The following is a 16,874-nucleotide window of genomic DNA, read 5'->3' as shown; positions in this document are numbered from 1 at the left end:
CCGCCCCGCCTACCCACCCGCCCCCTGACAGTTCCCTGCGCGCGGCCACCACCACGGGAAAGATCAGAGAATCAAAATCCGATCCTTCGGACATTTGCGATGTCTGCCATCCACGCATGGCGTGGATCTACCGGCAAGCCACGGGATCGGGTCTGGAGGAAAGCCCCCTGAGTCAGGGGGCGGCCGCGAAGCGGCAGGGGTCTGGAAGCTGGTAAGGGGGGCCCACGGTTCGCGCAGCGAACCGTGGGAGCGACAGCGCGCATGCGATGTCGCGTACCCAGGGCGCAGCCCTGCCGGAAACCCTCACCCCGCCGGGGTGCCTGCACCGTGCAGGTAATCCAGGCTTACCTGCAGCAGCGCCCTCAACCCGACGTCCAGCGCCTTCTCATCCAGCAGGAATTTCGGCGAATGGTTGGCCGGCGCCGTCGCCGGATCGATACCCACGCTGGTGGACCCGACGAAGAAGAACATCCCCGGCACTTCCTTCGCGTACAGCGAGAAATCCTCCGCGCCCATCTGCAGCGGCGGCTCGTACACATTGTCCTTGCCCACCACCGCCTGCAGGCTCGGCAGCATCTTCGCGGTCAGCGCCGGGTCGTTCACCGTGGCCGGGTTGCCCTCCGATTCGTAGATGTCGGTCACCGCCTTGGCGCCATGCGCGGCCGCCGTGTGTTCGGCCACGTTGCGCAGGTCGGCGAAGATCTGCTGGCGCATGCCTTCGTCGAAGGTGCGGATGGTGCCGACCATCTCCACTTCATCGGGAATGATGTTGTAGCGGATGCCGCCGTTGATCGCGCCGAAGGTCAGCACGGCCGGCTGCTTGGACAGGTTGGCGCGGCGGCTGACGATGGTCTGCGCGGTCCCCACCAGGTCGGCGGTGGCGACGATCGGATCAACACCGTTCCACGGCGCCGAGCCGTGCGTCTGGCGGCCGATCACCTTGATGCCGAAACGGTCTGAGGCCGCCATCAACGGGCCGCCGCGCACGGCGATCTGCCCCGCCTGCACGCTGGAGAACACGTGCAGGCCGAACACCGCCTCCGGCCTGAAATCGGCAAACAGGCCTTCCTTCAGCATGAGTGCGGCGCCACCCTCTTCCGGCGGCGGGGCCCCCTCTTCGGCCGGCTGGAAGATCAGCATCACCTGGCCCGGCAGGTCCTTTTTCATCGACACCAGCGCTTCGGCCACGCCGAGCAGGGTGGCGGTATGCGCATCATGGCCGCAGGCATGCATCACGCCCACGGTCTGCCCGCGGTACTGGTCGGTCGCCCTGGAGGCGAACGGCAGGCCGGTCTGCTCGGTCACCGGCAAGGCGTCCATGTCCGCGCGCAACGCGATCTTCGGGCCGGGCTTGCCGCCTTCGATGATCGCCACCACGCCGTGGTGGGCAATGCCGGTCTTCGGCTTCAGGCCCATCGCACGCAGGCGCTTGGCCACCTCGGCCGAGGTGCGCGCCTCGCGGTTGGACAACTCCGGATGCTGGTGGAAATCGCGGCGCCATTCGACCACCTTGGCCTGCAGCCGCTGCGCGGCGGCGGTCACTTCCGGGCGCTGCCCGTCCTGGGCGTGGGCAAGGGCCGGCAGGGCCAGCAGCAGGGCGGACAGCAGCAGCGAACGGCGCATCACAATCTCCACGGCAGGGGGTTCCAGCTGAATGTAGGGCAACACCGCCGCCACGGGAACCTCCGCGGCCGGATCCGGTCTTAGCGCCCGTCCCATCCGTCATGCAGGAAACGTGATGTGGCACAGGTATGCTTTGCGCATTGCCCGCCGGGCTCCGCCCGGTCCAGCCCTCTTGGAGTCCTCGTAATGTCACGTGTTTGGAAGATCGTGCTGCTGGTCGTGGCAGTGCTGGTGCTGGCCGTGGTCGGCCTGCGCGTCATCGGCGGCGGCAAGGACAAGGCTGGAAAACCCGCTGCGGGCGCGCGCCAGGGCGGCGAAGACCCGGATGCCGGCCCGGTGCCGGTCACCGTGGTCGATGCCACGCGCCAGGACGTGCCGGTGTACGCCAGCGCGCTGGGCACGGTGACTGCGATGAACACCGTGACCGTCAGCCCGCAGGTCGGCGGCCAGCTGATGAGCCTGAATTTCCGCGAAGGCCAGGAAGTGAAGCAGGGCGACGTGCTGGCGGTGATCGACCCGCGCACCGCCCAGGCCAGCTACGACCAGGCCGCTGCGGCCAAGCGCCAGAACGAGGCGCTGCTGGCCACCGCGCGCTCCAACTACCAGCGCTCGAACGCACCGGAATATCGCCAGTACGTCGCCAAGACCGATCTGGATACACAACGAAACCAAGTGGCACAGTACGAAAGCGCGGTGGCGGCCAACGAGGCCAGCATGCGCTCGGCGCAGGTGCAGCTGCAGTACACCAAGGTCACCGCACCGATCTCCGGCATCGCCGGCATCCGCGCGGTCGATGCCGGCAACGTGGTCAACGCCGGCACCGCACTGGTCACGCTGACCCAGATCCACCCGATCCACGTGCTGTTCAACCTGCCCGAACGCCAACTCGGCGACGTGCGCCAGGCACAGGCCGCCGGCACCGTGCCAGTGGCCGCACTGGACCGCGCCGATTCGCACGTGCTGTCCGGCGACGGCAAGCTCGATGTGGTCGACAACCTGATCAGCGCGGACAGCGGCACGTTCAAGGCGCGTGCCGTGTTCGACAATGCCGACAACGGCCTGTGGCCGGGGCAGTTCGTCAACGTGCGCATGCAGCTGCGCACGATCGCCAGCGGCGTGGTCATTCCTACCCAGGCGGTACTGCGGGGTCCGGACGGCGAGTACGTCTATGTCGTGCAGGGCGACAACACGGTGAAGATGCAGACCGTGCGCAGCGGCGTGGAAGTGGGCGACAGCCAGGTGCAGATCGCCGAAGGCCTGAAGGGCGGCGAGCGCGTAGTCAGTGAGGGCCAGTTCCGCCTGAAGCCGGGCAGCAAGGTCACCGCGCTGAAGCCGGGCGAGACCCCGGCCGCACCGACCGAGGCCGAACTGAAGGCGGCCGAACAGAAGAACGCGGGCGGCGGTGGCCGTCGCGGTGGTGGCCCGCGCTGAGCGCAGGCCACTGATCTCCCTCGCGCCGGCAGACCCGCCGGCGCCGACATTGAAGTGCCAGCAAGGATCAGTCCGTGGGCTTTTCGACGATCTTCATCCGCCGCCCGATCGCCACCTCGCTGTTGATGGCGGGCCTGTTGCTGCTGGGCATCCTGGGTTACCGCAAGCTGCCGGTGTCGGCGCTGCCGGAAATCGATGCACCCAGCCTGGTGGTCACCACCCAGTACCCCGGTGCCAATGCCACCACCATGGCTTCGCTGGTCACCACCCCGCTGGAGCGCCAGTTTGGGCAGATCTCCGGGCTGGAGCTGATGACCTCCGACTCGTCGGCCGGCTTGTCCACGATCATCCTGCAGTTCTCGATGGACCGCGACATCGACATCGCCGCGCAGGACGTGCAGGCGGCGATCCGCCAGGCCACCCTGCCCTCGTCGCTGCCCTACCAGCCGGTCTACAACCGGGTGAACCCGGCCGACGCGGCCATCGTCACCCTGAAACTGACCTCTGACACGCGCCCGCTGCGCGACGTCAACAATTACGCCGACTCCATCCTGGCCCAGCGCCTGTCGCAGGTGCAGGGCGTGGGCCTGGTGTCGATTGCCGGCAACGTCCGCCCGGCCGTGCGCATCCAGGTCAACCCGGCGCAGCTATCGAACATGGGCCTGACCCTGGAGCAGCTGCGCAGTGCGCTGACCCAGGCCAACGTCAATGCGCCGAAGGGTTCGTTGAACGGCAAGACCCAGTCCTACAGCATCGGCACCAACGACCAGCTGGCCAGCGCCGCCGAATACCGCGACACCATCATCAGCTACAAGAACGGCCGCCCGGTACGGCTGTCGGACGTGGCCGAGGTGGTGGATGGCGTGGAGAACGACCAGCTCGCCGCCTGGGCCGATGGCAAGCCGGCGGTGCTGCTGGAAGTCAGGCGCCAGCCCGGTGCCAACATCGTGCAGACCGTCGAGCGCATCCGCGCGATCCTGCCGCAATTGCAGGGCGTGCTGCCGGCCGATGTGCATCTGGAGATCTTCAACGACCGTACCGAGACCATCCGCGCCTCGGTGCATGAAGTGCAGTTCACCCTGATCCTCACCATCGGCCTGGTGGTAGCGGTGATCTTCGTGTTCCTGCGCCGGCTGTGGGCCACCATCATCCCCTCGGTGGCGGTGCCGTTGTCGCTGGCCGGCACCTTTGCGGTGATGGCGTTCGCCGGCATGTCGCTGGACAACCTCTCGCTGATGGCGCTGGTGGTGGCCACCGGCTTCGTGGTCGACGATGCGATCGTGATGATCGAGAACATCGTGCGCTACATCGAGCAGGGCAAGAGCGGCAAGGAAGCGGCCGAGATCGGTGCGCGCCAGATCGGCTTCACCGTGCTGTCGCTGACCGTCTCGCTGGTCGCCGTGTTCCTGCCGCTGCTGCTGATGCCCGGCGTCACCGGCCGCCTGTTCCATGAGTTCGCCTGGGTGCTGAGCATCGCGGTGGTGCTGTCGATGCTGATCTCGCTGACGCTCACCCCGATGATGTGCGCCTACCTGCTCAAGCCCGACGCCCTGCCCGAAGGCGAGGACGCGCATGAGCGTGCAGCGGCGGCCGGCAAGCAGAACCTGTGGACGCGCACCGTCGGCCTGTACGAGCACAGCCTGGACTGGGTGCTGGGCCACCAGCGCCTGACCCTGGCCGTGGCCGGCGGCGCGCTGGTGCTGACCGTGCTGCTGTATGTGCTGATTCCCAAGGGCCTGCTGCCCGAACAGGACACCGGCCTGATCACCGGCGTGGTGCAGGCCGACCAGAACATCGCCTTCCCGCAGATGGAACAGCGCACCCGGCAGGTCGCCGAAGCGCTGCGCCAGGATCCGGACGTGACCGGCGTGTCGGCGTTCATCGGTGCCGGCAGCATGAACCCCACGCTCAACCAGGGCCAGCTGTCGATCGTGCTGAAGGAGCGCAGCCAGCGCGACGGCCTGGAGCAGATCCTGCCGCGCCTGCAGAAGGCGGTGGCCGGGATCCCGGGCGTGGCGCTGTACCTGAAGCCGGTGCAGGACGTGACCCTGGATACCCGCGTGGCCGCCACCGAGTACCAGTACTCGCTGTCGGACGTGGATTCGGCAACGGTGGCCACCCAGGCCACGCGCCTGACCGAAGCGCTGCGCAAGCGCCCGGAACTGGCTGACGTCGACAACAACCTGTCCAACCAGGGCCGCGCCCTGGAGCTGAACATCGACCGCGACAAGGCCAGCGTGCTGGGCGTGCCGATGCAGACCATCGACGACACGCTCTACGATGCGTTCGGCCAGCGCCAGATTTCCACCATCTTCACCGAGCTCAACCAATATCGCGTGGTGCTGGAAGTGGCGCCGGAGTTCCGCACCAGCACCGCGTTGATGGAGCAGCTGGCGGTGGCCTCCAACGGCGCCGGCGCGCTGACCGGCACCAACGCCACCAGCTTCGGACAGGTCACCTCGTCCAACTCGTCGACCGCCACCGGCATCGGCGCGCAGAACACCGGCATCACCGTCGGCGCCGGCAACATCATCCCGTTGTCTGCGCTGGCCGAAGGCAAGGTCAGCAGTGCGCCGCTGGTGGTCAGCCACCAGCAGCAGCTGCCGGCGGTGACCGTGTCGTTCAACGTGGCACCGGGCTATTCGCTGTCCGAAGCAGTGCGGGCGATCCAGGAAACCAAGGACAGCCTGGACATGCCCACCCACCTGCATGCCGAGTTCATCGGCAAGGCCGCCGAGTTCACCGGCAGCCAGACCGACGTGGTGTGGCTGCTGCTGGCCTCGCTGGTGGTGATCTACATCGTGCTGGGCGTGCTGTACGAGAGCTACATCCACCCGATCACGATCATCTCCACGCTGCCGCCGGCCGGTGTCGGCGCGCTGCTGGCGCTGATGGTGTGCGGCCTGAGCTTGTCGGTGGATGGCATCGTCGGCATCGTGCTGCTGATCGGCATCGTCAAGAAGAACGGCATCATGATGGTGGACTTCGCGATCGAGGCGCGTCGCGCCGGCGCCAACGCACACGAAGCGATCCGCCGTGCCTGCCTGCTGCGCTTCCGCCCGATCATGATGACCACCGCCGCGGCCATGCTCGGCGCGCTGCCGCTGGCACTGGGCACCGGCATCGGCTCGGAGCTGCGCCGCCCGCTGGGCATCGCCATCGTCGGTGGCCTGCTGCTGTCGCAGCTGGTGACCCTGTACACCACCCCGGTGATCTACCTGTACATGGAGCGTTTCTCCGAGTGGCTGGCGCGCCGCCGCGAACAGCGCGCCCTGCGCGACGGGTCGCTGCAGGAGCCGCAGGCATGATCCACGCCCCGCTGCTGCGGGGGGCCGCGCGATGAACCTGTCCGGCCCCTTCATCCGCCGCCCGATCGGCACCGCGCTGCTGGCCATCGGCCTGTTCATGGTCGGCCTGATCTGCTACCTGCGGCTGGGCGTGTCGGCATTGCCGAACATCGAGATCCCGGTGATCTTCGTGCATGCCAGCCAGTCCGGCGCCGATGCGGCGACCATGGCGTCCACGGTCACCGCGCCGCTGGAACGCCACCTCGGCCAGCTGCCGGGCATCGACCGCATGCGCTCGTCGAGCTCGGAAGGCAGCTCGCTGGTGTTCATGATCTTCCAGAGCGGCCACAACATCGACTCGGCCGCCCTGGACGTGCAGACGGCGATCAACTCGGCCCAGGCCGACCTGCCCTCGGGCATGGGGTCGCCGATGTACCAGAAGGCGAACCCGAACGACGACCCGGTGATCGCCATCGCGTTGACCTCGCAGACGCAGTCGGCCGATGAGCTGTACAACGTCGCCGATTCGCTGCTGGCGCAGCGCATCCGCCAGATCAGTGGCGTCGCCTCGGTCGACATCGCCGGTGCCTCGACGCCAGCGGTGCGCGTGGACGTCAACCTGCGCCTGATGAACGCGCTGGGCCTGACCGCCGATGACCTGCGCAATGCGGTGCGTGCGGCCAACGTGACCTCGCCCACCGGCTTCCTCAGCGACGGCAACACCACCACCGCGATCATCGCCAACGATTCGGTGGCGCGTGCGGCCGACTTCGCCGACCTGGTGGTCAAGACCCAGGGCGATGGCCGGGTGATCCGCCTCAAGGACGTCGCCAACGTCTACGACGGCCAGCAGGATGCCTACCAGGCCGCGTGGTTCGACCACAAACCGGCGGTGGTGATGTACGTGTTCACCCGTGCCGGCGCCAACATCGTGGAGACCGTGGACCGGGTCAAGGCGCAGATCCCGACCCTGCGCGACTACCTGCAGCCAGGCACCACGATGACGCCGTACTTCGACCGTACGCCGACCATCCGTTCGTCGCTGCATGAAGTGCAGATCACCCTGCTGATCAGCCTGGCGATGGTGGTGCTGACGATGGCGCTGTTCCTGCGCCGGCTGGCACCGACGCTGATCGCCGCGGTGACCGTGCCGCTGTCGCTGGCCGGTGCCGCGCTGGTGATGTACGTGATGGGCTTCACCCTGAACAACCTGAGCCTGCTGGCGCTGGTGATCGCGATCGGCTTCGTGGTCGACGATGCGATCGTGGTGATCGAGAACATCATGCGCCATCTCGACGAGGGCATGCCGCGCATGCAGGCGGCGTTGACCGGTGCGCGCGAGATCGGCTTCACCATCGTCTCGATCACCGCCTCGCTGGTGGCGGTGTTCATTCCGCTGCTGTTCGCCAGCGGCATGATGGGTGCGTTCTTCCGCGAGTTCACCGTCACCCTGGTGGCGGCCATCGTGGTCTCGATGATCGTCTCGCTGACGTTGACCCCGGCACTGTGCAGCCGCTTCCTCAGTGCGCACGACCACAGCGCGCCGCCGTCGCGTTTCGGCCGCTGGCTGGACGCCGGCCACGAGCGCATGCTGCGCATCTACACCGTGTTCCTCGACTTCTCGCTGCGCCACGCGCTGCTGTTGTCGCTGACCCCGCTGATCCTGATCGGCGTCACCGTGTTCCTGTTCGGCGCAGTGAAGAAGGGCGCGTTCCCGCCGCAGGACACCGGCCTCATCTGGGGCCGTGCCAACTCCAGTGCCACGGTGTCCTTCGAGGACATGGTTGCCCGCCAGCGCCGCATCACCGACATGCTGATGGCCGACCCGGCGGTGAAAACGGTGGGCGTGCGCCTGGGCAGTGGCCGCCAGGGCTCCAGCGCGCAGTTCAACATCGAGCTGAAATCGCGCAAGGAAGGCCGCCGTGAAACCACCGCGCATGCCCTGGCACGGCTGAGTGCGAAGGCCGACCGCTACCCCGACCTGCAGCTGCGCCTGCGCGCGATCCAGGACCTGCCCAGCAACGACGGCGGCGGCGCCAGCCAGGGTGCGCAGTACCGCATTTCCCTGCAGGGCAACGACCTGGCCGCACTGCAGGAATGGCTGCCCAAACTGCAGGCGGAACTGAAGAAGAACCCGAAGCTGCGCGACGTCGGCACCGACGTGGACAATGCCGGCCTGCGCCAGAACATCCAGATCGATCGCGCCAAGGCCGCACGCCTGGGCATCACCGTGGGTGCCATCGACGGTGCGCTGTACGGCGCGTTCGGCCAGCGCCAGATCTCGACCATCTATTCGGACATCAACCAGTACAGCGTGGTGGTCAATGCGCTGCCCTCGCAGACCGCCACACCGGCGGCGCTGGATGAGGTGTACGTGCGCGCGCGCAACGGCGACATGGTGCCGATCACCGCGGTGGCCACCCAGATGCCCGGGCTGGCACCGTCGCAGATCACCCACGAGAACCAGTACACGACGATGGACCTGAGCTACAACCTGGCTCCCAACGTGAGCATGGGTGAGGCCAAGGCGATCATCGATGCCACCGTGGCCGGCATGCGCATGCCCGGTGACATCCGCCTGGCCGACGACGCCGGCTTCGGTTTCAACTCCGATCCCAGCGACATGCTGATTCTGGTGCTGGCCGCGATCCTGACCGTGTACCTGGTGCTGGGCATGCTCTACGAGAGCCTGATCCACCCGGTCACCATCCTGTCCACGTTGCCTGCGGCCGGCGTCGGCGCGCTGCTGGCGCTGTTCGGCACCAACACCGAGCTGTCGGTGATCTCGATGATCGCGCTGGTGCTGCTGATCGGCATCGTCAAGAAGAACGCGATCATGATGATCGACTTCGCCCTGGTGGCGCAGCGCGAGCATGGGCTGGCGCCGCGCGACGCTGCACGCGAAGCCAGCATCGTCCGCTTCCGCCCGATCATGATGACCACGATGGTCGCGATCCTGGCCGCCGTGCCGCTGGCGATCGGCCTGGGCGAAGGATCAGAACTGCGCCGCCCGCTGGGCATCGCGATGATCGGCGGCCTGCTGTTCTCGCAGAGCCTGACCCTGCTCAGTACGCCGGCGCTGTACGTGATCTTCTCGTGCCTGGTCGAGCGCTTGCGCGCCCGTCGCGCACGCAAGCGCGAAGCGAAGCTGCTCAAGCGCGCGCAACGCGCATAGCTCTGGTAGCGCCGGCCGCTGGCCGGCTTTGCCGATGCACCGTGCAGCCAAGCTGCCGGCCAGCGGCCGGCACTACCGTGGGTGCGGACCGTTGGCCCGCACGTCGCGTGCGCAACCGCGCGCAACGCGCATAGCTCTGGTAGAGCCGGCCGCTGGCCGGCTTTGCCGATGCGCCGTGCAGCCAAGCTGCCGGCCAGCGGCCGGCACTACCGTGGGAACGGACTGGGTGCGGACCGTTGGCCCGCACGTTGCGTGCGCAGGCGCGCGCAACGCACATCGCTTTGGTAGAGCCGGCCGCTGGCCGGCTTTGCCGATGCACCGTGCCGCCAAGCTGCCGGCCAGCGGCCGGCACTACCGTGGGTGCAGACCGCTGAGCCGCACTCCATATTTCACGCGCAGGCCGCAATAATGGCGGCAGATCCGTCCACTGAGCCTGCATGCCTGCCCCACAATCCCGCCTCAGCCGCCTCTGGGCCCACGAAAAGGCCAGCTATGGCCTGCGCGTGTTCATCGCGCTGGCCACCGCGGTTGCTGTGTGCTGGCAGTTCGATGCGCTGACTGCCCTGCCGGGCGTGTTCCTCGGCATCATCGCCAGTGCCATCGCGGAAACCGACGACAACTGGTGGGGCCGGACCAAGGCCGTGATGCTGTCGCTGCTGTGCTTCTGCCTCGCTGCGGCCTCGGTGATCTGGCTGTTCCCGTGGCCGTGGGTCTTCATCGGCGCGCTGGCACTGTCCACCTTCGGCCTGACCCTGCTTGGCGCGCTCGGCGAGCGCTACGCTTCCATTGCCCAGGCCACGGTGACGCTGGCGATCTACACCATGATCGGCCTGGAGCAGCACGGTGCCAGCGACCTGCACAGTGCGCTGGACGCGGTCAGCCACCTGCTGGCCGGTGCGGTCTGGTACGGCCTGTTGTCGATCCTGTGGACCGCGCTGTTCGCCAACCGGCCGGTGCGTGAGCGCGTTGCGCGGCTGTACCAGGAACTGGGCCGCTACCTGCAACTGAAGGCCGCGCTGTTCGAACCGGTGCGCGAAGCCGACCTGCAACGCCGCCAGCTCGACCTGGCCGAACAGAACCGCCGTGTGGTCGGTGCGTTGAACGAGGCCAAGACCGCGATCCTGGCCCGCTTCGGCCGCTCCGGCCGACCGGGGGTGAATTCCGGCCTGTACCTGCGCCTGTACTACATGGCGCAGGATTTCCACGAGCGCGCCAGTTCCTCGCACTACCCCTATGGCGCGCTGGTGGACGCGTTCTTCCACAGCGACGTGCTGTACCGCTGCCAGCGCCTGCTCGACCTGCAGGGCCAGGCCTGCGCGCGCCTGGGCGAAGCGATCCGCCTGCGCCGCCCGTTCGTGTACGGCGAAAGCAACCAGCAGGCCGGGCGTGACCTGGCCGATGCGCTGGCCTACCTGCGCGACCAGCAGCGGCCGCAATGGCAGCGCCTGCTCGGTTCACTGGACCTGCTGGTGCACAACCTGCGCAGCATCGAACGGCGGCTGCTGGATGCCGAGCGTTCCGAAGCCAGCCTCGACAACGTCGACACCCGTCTGCGCGACAGCAACCCGCACACGTTGCGCGAGATGGGCGTGCGCATCCGCCAGCAGCTCACGCCCGGCTCGGTGCTGTTCCGCCATGGCCTGCGCATGGCGCTGGCGCTGATCGCCGGCTTTGCCGCGATCCGCCTGTTCAATGCGCAGAACGGCTCGTGGGTGCTGCTGACCATCGTGTTCGTGTGCCGGCCCAACTTCGGCGCCACCCGCCAGCGCCTGGCGCAGCGCATCGTCGGCACGCTGGCCGGCCTGGTGCTGACCTGGGCGCTGCTGCAGCTGTTCCCGCAACTGCACGTGCAGCTGCTGATCGCGCTGCTGTCGACGCTGCTGTTCTTCTTCACCCGCACCGACCGCTACCTGGTGGCGTCGGCGGCCATCACGGTGATGGCCCTGACCTGTTTCAACCTGATCGGTGATGGCTTCGTGCTGATCGTGCCGCGCATGGTCGATACGGTGCTGGGCTGCGCGATCGCCGCAGCGGCGGCGTTCCTGATCCTGCCCGACTGGCAGGGCCGCCAGCTGCACCTGGTGCTGGCGCGCGTGCTGGACACCGCCGCCCGCTACCTGGATTCAGTGCTCGGCCAGTACCGCAGCGGCATGCGCGACGACCTTGCCTACCGCATCGCGCGCCGAGACATGCACAACGCCGATGCCGCGCTGTCCACCGCGCTGTCGAACATGCTGCGCGAGCCGGGCCATGTCCGCCGCAACCTGGACGCCGGCTTCCGTTTCCTGGCGCTGTCCAACACCCTGCTCGGTCATCTGTCGGCACTGGGCGCGCATCGCGACCAGGTGGACAGCTATGCCGGCGATCCGCTGGCATTGGCGGCCGGCGAGCGCGTGCGCAAGGCACTGCAGCAGCTGGCCTCGGCGCTGGCCGCTCGGCAACCGGTCGCCGAGGATGACAACGACGCTGACCGCGCGGTGGCCGCAGAGCTGGAGCAGATCGAGGACGCGATGCCGCCGAAACTGCAGCTGATCCGTACGCAGATGGCACTGGTCCTGCGGATGCTGCCGAAGGTGCGGGCGGCGGCCAATGAGGCGGTAACCAGTCTGACCTGATCGCGGGCAGGAATGCTAGGCTGCGCCGGTCAAGGAGGTTCCATGTCCGGTCACAACCAGTTCGCCCTGCTGCGCCAGCGCCGCTTCCTGCCGTTCTTCGTGGTGCAGGCGCTCGGTGCGTTCAATGACAACGTGTACCGGCAGGCGATCATCAGCATGCTGCTGTTCATGGCCGTGCCGGAGGAAGAACTGGGGTTGTACGCCACCCTGGCGCCGGCCATCTTCATCCTGCCGTATTTCCTGTTCTCGGCACTGGCCGGGCAGATCGCCGACAAGCTGGAGAAATCGCGCCTGATCGTGATCACCACCACCATGGAGATCGTGATCATGTCGCTGGCGGCCACCGGCTTCCTCACCCAGAGCCTGCCGGTGCTGCTGGTCGCCCTGTTCTGCACCGGCATGCAGTCGACCCTGTTCGGCCCGGTGAAGTATTCGGTCCTGCCCTCGGTGCTCAGGCCCGAAGAGCTGACCGGCGGCAACGGCCTGGTCGAGATGGGCACCTCGATGTCGATCCTCTCCGGCATGATCGTCGGTGGCCTGGTGTTCACCGTGGCCGGCAGCCACGGCACGGTGGTGGCCGCGTGCGCGATCATCGCACTGGCGATCTGCGGCAACATCGCCGCGCGCCTGATCCCGAAGGTCGATGCCGGCGACCCTACCCTGAAGATCAACTGGAACCCGCTGCCGGAATCGCTGGCGGTGCTGCGCATGGCGCGCCAGCAGAAGGCCGTGCGCAACTCGATCCTGGGCGTGTCCTGGTTCTGGTTCGTCGGCACCGTACTGACCTCCCAGCTGCCGGCCTACGCGGTCACCAACCTGGGCGGCGAGCCGACCCTGTATATCTTCGCGCTGGCCCTGTTCTCGGTCGGCACCGGCGTCGGCTCGCTGCTGTGCGAAAAGCTGTCGGCCCGTACCGTGGAAATCGGCCTGGTGCCGCTGGGCGCGTTTGGCATGACCGCGTTCCTGCTCGACCTGTACTTCGCCCGCAGCGGCGAAGCGACCGTGCACGGGCTGACCATCGGGCCATTCCTGCAGCAGCCCGGCAGCCTGCGCATCGTCATCGACCTGATCGGCATCGGCCTGTTCACCGGCATCTTCGTGGTACCCCTGTTCGCGCTGATCCAGAGCCGCACCCCGAAGGCGCAGATGTCGCGCGTGTTCGCGGCGTTGAACATCCAGAACTCGGGCTTCATCGTCGCTGCGGCGCTGCTGTCGCTGGCCGCGCACACGCTGCTGCACTGGACCATTCCGCAGCAGTTCCTGGCGCTGGCCATCGCCAACGCGCTGGTGGCGATCTACATCTTCACCATCGTCCCCGAATTCCTGATGCGCTTCCTCAGCTGGCTGATGGTGCGCACCCTGTACCGGCTGCGCCCGCACGGCATCGAGGCCAACGTGCCGGACGAAGGTGCCGCACTGCTGGTCTGCAACCACGTCAGCTACATGGACGCGCTGATCCTGTCGGCGACGATTCCGCGCCCAGTGCGCTTCGTCATGTACTACAAGATCTTCAACATCCCGGTGATGCGCTGGATATTCCGGACTGCCAAGGCGATCCCGATTGCCGGGGCGCGCGAGGACCCGGCGCTGATGCAGCGCGCGTTCGACGAGATCGACGCTGCGCTGGCCGAGGGTGAGCTGGTATGCATCTTCCCGGAAGGTGCGCTGACCCGCGACGGAGAGATGGCACCGTTCAAGTCCGGCGTCGAGAAGATCCTCGAGCGACGGCCGGTGCCGGTGGTGCCGATGGCCCTGCGTGGCATGTGGTCGAGCATGTGGAGCCGGCGCGACAGCCGGCTGGGCCGCATGCGGGTGCCGCGTCGTTTCCGTGCCACGGTCGAGGTCGTGGCGGCGCCGGCCGTCGATGGCCACACCACCAGCGCCCCGGTGCTGGAGGCCCAGGTGCGGGCCCTGCGTGGTGATCACGCCTGATCGGCCGCGCGGCCGCCGGTAACCCTTCCAGGCAACAGCCCCATTCCCCCTGCCACGACGGCCTCTGTTTCATTGCAGGGGCCGTCAGACGCGCCCGGTCAAGGGCCATACACGGCAGTATCTGACTGTAACCGCATACATGCAGCGCAGGTTGAGGTAGATTACGCACCCACAGGGGGGAGGTTCGGCCAATGCACCAGGGCCGGCCACCAAGGAATGGAGTCTCGCTTTGAATCAACCGCCACCGCTCAGCCGTCCGGTCTACATCCCCAACCATCTGGTCTGGGCAATCCTGACGACGCTGTTCTGCTGCCTGCCGTTGGGCGTGGTGTCGATCGTCTACGCCTCCCAGGTCGATGGCCGCCGCGCGGCGGGCGACCTGCCGGGGGCCTACAGCGCGTCGCGCAAGGCGGGCTGGTGGGCGGTGGCTTCGGCCGTGGCCCTGCCGGTCCTGTTGTTGTTGTGGTTCGGGCTGTTCGGCGGCTTGGCCGTACTGGGCGCTCTTTCCGACCAATGATTCACCACCACCACCCATCAAGGAGCTTGAACCCATGAACACCGCCACTCCGCAGGTCCCGAACAACCTGGTCTGGGCCATCCTGAGCACCCTGTTCTGCTGCCTGCCGGCCGGCATCGTGTCGATCGTCTACGCCGCGCAGGTCAACGGCAAGCTGGCCGCTGGCGATATCGCCGGTGCCCAGGAATCCTCGGCCAAGGCCAAGAAGTGGGCCATCTGGTCGGCCATCGCCGCCGTCGTGGTCGGCGTGCTGTACGGCATCCTGATCGTCGCTCTCGGCGGCATGGGTGCGATGAGCAACAGCGGCTACTGATCCGCGTGGACGGATCCGGCGCCTGCGCCGGATCCGTTGCTGCATGTCCGCACTGCCCTCCCGATCCCGACTGGCCCGCTGGGCACCGCTGCTGGCCGCCACCGGCCTGGCCGCCGGTGCCGCGCTGGTGCTGCGCAACGTCAATCCCTATGTCGCCGGCAATCCGTTGCCGAGCTGCCCGCTGTACGCGCTGACCGGCCTGTACTGCCCGGGCTGTGGCAGCACCCGCTGCCTGTATTCACTGGTCCACTTCGACCTGCCCGGCGCGATGGCGATGAACCCGCTGCTGGTCATCAGCCTGCCGTTCCTGTTGCTGATGCTGCTGAACACCGCCGGCATCCGCCCGCGCGTGCTCGACCCGTTGATGCGGGTACTGGCCAATCCCACGTTCTGGCTCTGGCTGCTGCCCGGGTATGCGCTGCTGCGCAACCTGCCGTGGGCACCGTTCACCGCACTGGCACCGGTCTAGGCTTCCAGCCAACGGCGTAGCCCCTCGTGGTGGGCGGCGTTTGTCGATCATGGGATTGGCCGGGCGGGTGGGCTGCGCAGGGGTCGCTGCAAGTACGTCCATGTAAGCTCGGTCGCCGCATCCATGCGGCTCACGCCCCTGCGCAGCCCACCCGCCCGGCCACGGACAGTTTCCGTGCACGTCCACCACGGAAAAGAAAGAGAAGTTCAAAAGCGGAAGCGGATCGCTTCGCTACGCTCGCTCGGAGCCAAGCATGGCTCGGCTCTGGAGAACGTCCGTGCGCGGAAAACTGTCGAAGGCGGGGCGGGTCGGATGGCGGGGGTGTGAGCCGCATGGATGCGGCGACCAAGCCTCCATGGACGGATTCACGGCGTCCCCCGCCATCCGACCCACCCCGCCAACCCGCAGCAATCCAGCGGTTGCCGTTGCTGTTGCTCTGTTGCCTCTGCAGGTGCAGGGCTGCAAGCCCTGCCAAAACACCTACGTCACCCAGCCTGCAATCACCAGCAGGGCGAGAATCGCCAGCCACAGCAGCAGCATCCGCCACACCAGGCTCATCGCATCACGCAGGTCCGGCAGCCGCTGCCACACCGGCAACAGCCCGGCTTCGGTGTAATCGTGCGCATCCTCGCGCAGCTCGGCGTTGACGCTGGCCCGCGCCACCGCGCCCAGGAAACCGACGGTGCCCGCCAGGCGCTCGCCATGGGCCTGGCGCCACGCCTTCCACGCCGTATCGAAGTTGCCCACCAGCGCCATCGAGAACGCCATCAGCTGCGCTACCGGCCACTCGATCCAGCCCAGCAGGCGCTGCGCCAGTGCCAGCGGCTCCACCGGCACGCGTGCACGCATCGGGCTTTCCGCCATCAGCGCCAGCAAGCGGTAGCCCAACGCACCGGCCGGGCCCAGCAACAGGAACCAGAACAGCACCGCGAACCACCGCCGCAGCGCATTGAGCACGGTCGCCTCGACCAGCGATGGCACGTCCTCGCGCAGGCTGCCGCCGGCGGATTGCAGGTTGCGCACGGCCGCCTGCCGCGTCGCCGCGTCATCGGCATCGATGATGGCTTCGATATCGCGATCCAGGTCGCGCGGCCCCCAGCACCAGGCCAGCACCGCCACGCCCAGCAGCAGCGACGGCAGGCCGAACAGCACCCCGCGCAGCAGCCACGCCAGCAGCGCCATCAGCAACAGCGGCGGCAGCAGCGCCAGCGCCACACCGGCCGGTCCCTGCCATGCCTTGCCGCCGTGCGCGTCCAGCCAGCCCAGCCAGCGCCGGAAGCCGTCGAAACGGCGCAGCGAAGCGGCAGCGGCGGGGGCAACATGGCCCAGGGCCAGCGCCACCAGCACGGCGGCCAGAGTGGTGAACATGGCAGGTCTCCCTACGAAACAGAACGCTCGGCGCCGCTACCTTACCTGTCGCAGCGGCCGCCTCAGCGGTGAACCGGACTGTAACCCGGGCCGTGTTCAGGTGGCGGCAATACAGCGGCCACCACGGCCCGGCGGCAGCGCCGG

At 67.8% G+C, this 16,874-nt stretch carries 10 protein-coding genes; 8 read left to right on the top strand and 2 right to left on the bottom strand.

Annotated elements, in window-relative coordinates; translation table 11 throughout:
• Window positions 1-303: 303 nt before the first annotated feature.
• On the bottom strand, window positions 304-1,623 hold the full coding sequence (locus LRM18_RS08060; protein WP_103282175.1) for a M20 family metallopeptidase: 1,320 nt from the start codon (window positions 1,621-1,623) through the stop codon (window positions 304-306).
• Window positions 1,624-1,809: 186 nt separating this feature from the next.
• Between LRM18_RS08060 and LRM18_RS08055 the strand changes: the two genes are divergently transcribed.
• From LRM18_RS08055 to LRM18_RS08020, 8 genes are all read left to right on the top strand, one after another.
• A complete protein-coding gene (locus LRM18_RS08055) occupies window positions 1,810-3,054 on the top strand; it encodes an efflux RND transporter periplasmic adaptor subunit (protein ID WP_049466411.1) in 1,245 nt (414 codons plus the stop codon).
• Window positions 3,055-3,128: 74 nt separating this feature from the next.
• The gene (locus tag LRM18_RS08050; protein ID WP_049466413.1) at window positions 3,129-6,362 is read left to right on the top strand and encodes an efflux RND transporter permease subunit; all 3,234 of its coding nucleotides are present in this window, start codon (window positions 3,129-3,131) and stop codon (window positions 6,360-6,362) included.
• 31 nt (window positions 6,363-6,393) lie between these two features.
• Complete coding sequence (locus LRM18_RS08045; RefSeq protein WP_270953338.1) at window positions 6,394-9,516, top strand: efflux RND transporter permease subunit; 3,123 nt, start codon at window positions 6,394-6,396, stop codon at window positions 9,514-9,516.
• A gap of 437 nt (window positions 9,517-9,953) precedes the next feature.
• The gene (gene yccS, locus LRM18_RS08040; RefSeq protein ID WP_270953336.1) at window positions 9,954-12,131 is read left to right on the top strand and encodes a YccS family putative transporter; all 2,178 of its coding nucleotides are present in this window, start codon (window positions 9,954-9,956) and stop codon (window positions 12,129-12,131) included.
• Window positions 12,132-12,173: 42 nt separating this feature from the next.
• Window positions 12,174-14,063: an MFS transporter gene (locus tag LRM18_RS08035; RefSeq protein WP_053504873.1), complete on the top strand. Its 1,890-nt coding sequence runs from the start codon at window positions 12,174-12,176 to the stop codon at window positions 14,061-14,063.
• Window positions 14,064-14,292: 229 nt separating this feature from the next.
• Window positions 14,293-14,580 carry a CD225/dispanin family protein gene (locus tag LRM18_RS08030; protein ID WP_005419784.1) on the top strand — a complete coding sequence of 96 codons (288 nt, stop codon included), beginning with the start codon at window positions 14,293-14,295 and terminating at the stop codon, window positions 14,578-14,580.
• Between the two features lie 34 nt (window positions 14,581-14,614).
• On the top strand, window positions 14,615-14,893 hold the full coding sequence (locus tag LRM18_RS08025; RefSeq protein ID WP_005419785.1) for a CD225/dispanin family protein: 279 nt from the start codon (window positions 14,615-14,617) through the stop codon (window positions 14,891-14,893).
• A 43-nt stretch (window positions 14,894-14,936) separates the two neighbouring features.
• A complete protein-coding gene (locus LRM18_RS08020; RefSeq protein WP_049468614.1) occupies window positions 14,937-15,362 on the top strand; it encodes a DUF2752 domain-containing protein in 426 nt (141 codons plus the stop codon).
• Window positions 15,363-15,842: 480 nt separating this feature from the next.
• Here LRM18_RS08020 and ampE read toward each other — a convergent pair whose 3' ends face one another.
• Window positions 15,843-16,730 (bottom strand): regulatory signaling modulator protein AmpE, encoded by an 888-nt coding sequence (gene ampE, locus LRM18_RS08015; protein WP_064239385.1) that lies wholly within the window; start codon window positions 16,728-16,730, stop codon window positions 15,843-15,845.
• Window positions 16,731-16,874: the final 144 nt, after the last annotated feature.

Source organism: Stenotrophomonas sp. PI_27, assembly GCF_027854495.1.
In the GTDB taxonomy this organism is placed as follows: Bacteria; Pseudomonadota; Gammaproteobacteria; order Xanthomonadales; family Xanthomonadaceae; genus Stenotrophomonas; species Stenotrophomonas pavanii.
This window is presented reverse-complemented; position numbering and strand designations above follow the sequence as displayed.

Excerpts from the sequence above, each read along its gene's own strand:
- LRM18_RS08060 (WP_103282175.1), bottom strand. The coding sequence starts at position 1,623 with ATGCGCCGTTCGCTGCTGCTGTCCGCCCTGCTGCTGGCCCTGCCGGCC.
- LRM18_RS08055 (WP_049466411.1), top strand. The coding sequence starts at position 1,810 with ATGTCACGTGTTTGGAAGATCGTGCTGCTGGTCGTGGCAGTGCTGGTG.
- LRM18_RS08045 (WP_270953338.1), top strand. The coding sequence starts at position 6,394 with ATGAACCTGTCCGGCCCCTTCATCCGCCGCCCGATCGGCACCGCGCTG.
- yccS (WP_270953336.1), top strand. The coding sequence starts at position 9,954 with ATGCCTGCCCCACAATCCCGCCTCAGCCGCCTCTGGGCCCACGAAAAG.
- LRM18_RS08035 (WP_053504873.1), top strand. The coding sequence starts at position 12,174 with ATGTCCGGTCACAACCAGTTCGCCCTGCTGCGCCAGCGCCGCTTCCTG.
- LRM18_RS08025 (WP_005419785.1), top strand. The coding sequence starts at position 14,615 with ATGAACACCGCCACTCCGCAGGTCCCGAACAACCTGGTCTGGGCCATC.
- LRM18_RS08020 (WP_049468614.1), top strand. The coding sequence starts at position 14,937 with ATGTCCGCACTGCCCTCCCGATCCCGACTGGCCCGCTGGGCACCGCTG.
- ampE (WP_064239385.1), bottom strand. The coding sequence starts at position 16,730 with ATGTTCACCACTCTGGCCGCCGTGCTGGTGGCGCTGGCCCTGGGCCAT.